The following is a 1,013-nucleotide window of genomic DNA, read 5'->3' on the forward strand; positions in this document are numbered from 1 at the left end:
GACGGTGTCGGTCACGGTGGTGCTGACCGGGGTTTTGTCGGCCACCAGATTCTCGTAATTGCCGCCACTCACGCCGGTGATTGCGTTGGTCAGTGGCGCATGGCCGTTCAACGCATCGTTTGGCGCGGTGGTGGTTACAGTGCCGGTGGTCTTGCCGACTTCGATGGTAATGTTCTGACCGTTAGCCAGGGTCACGACCACAGGCGAGCCGGTCACTGGAGCGCCAACAGTCGCGGTGTAGGTGACGGTGCCACCTTCAGCAGCGGACTCGGTTGCGGTCAGTTTCACCGACGTGGTGTCGATGGTGTCAGTGACTTCAGTCACTGCCGGAGCAGTGCTCGGAACGAGGTTCTCGAAGTTGCCGCCGGTTGCACCGTTGATGGTGACTTCAACCTTGCCGGCGTCTTTGTAGACGTCATCGGCTGGGGCCGGAACGGTCACGCTGCCAGTGGTTTTGCCGGCTTCGATGGTGATCACCGAACCGTTGGACAGGGTCACGGTGACTGGCGAGCCAGCCGCGTTGGTCAGGGTCGCGGTGTAGGTGATCGAACCACCTTCGGCGACCGAGTTGGTGGCACTGAGCGACAGGTTCGTCGTGTCCACGGTGTCAGTGACGGTGGTGCTGACCGGCGTTTTGTCAGCGACCAGATTTTCGTAGTTACCGCCGCTCACGTCGGTGATGGCGTTGGTCAACGGTGCATGACCGTTCAGCGCATCGTTCGGCGCGGTAGTGGTCACGGTGCCAGTGGTTTTGCCGACTTCGATGGTGATGTTCTGACCATTGGCCAGGGTCACCACGACTGGCGAACCAGTTACCGGAGCACCGACAGTCGCGGTGTAGGTGACGGTGCCACCTTCAGCAGCGGACTCGGTCGCGGTCAGTTTGACCGAGGTAGTGTCGATGGTGTCGGTGACCTGAGTCACGGCCGGCACGGTGCTCGATACCAGATTTTCGAAGTTGCCGCCGCTGGCATTGGTGATCGTTGCCTGCACGGTGCCGGCATCTTTGTAGA

General features: G+C 60.9%; 1 protein-coding gene. It reads right to left on the minus strand.

The features are described from left to right. On the minus strand, positions 1–1,013 hold a 1,013-nt coding region (locus PseAD21_RS29330; RefSeq protein WP_178082187.1), incomplete at both ends, for an immunoglobulin-like domain-containing protein.

The organism is Pseudomonas sp. AD21 (assembly GCF_002878485.1).
Classification (GTDB): Bacteria; Pseudomonadota; Gammaproteobacteria; order Pseudomonadales; family Pseudomonadaceae; genus Aquipseudomonas.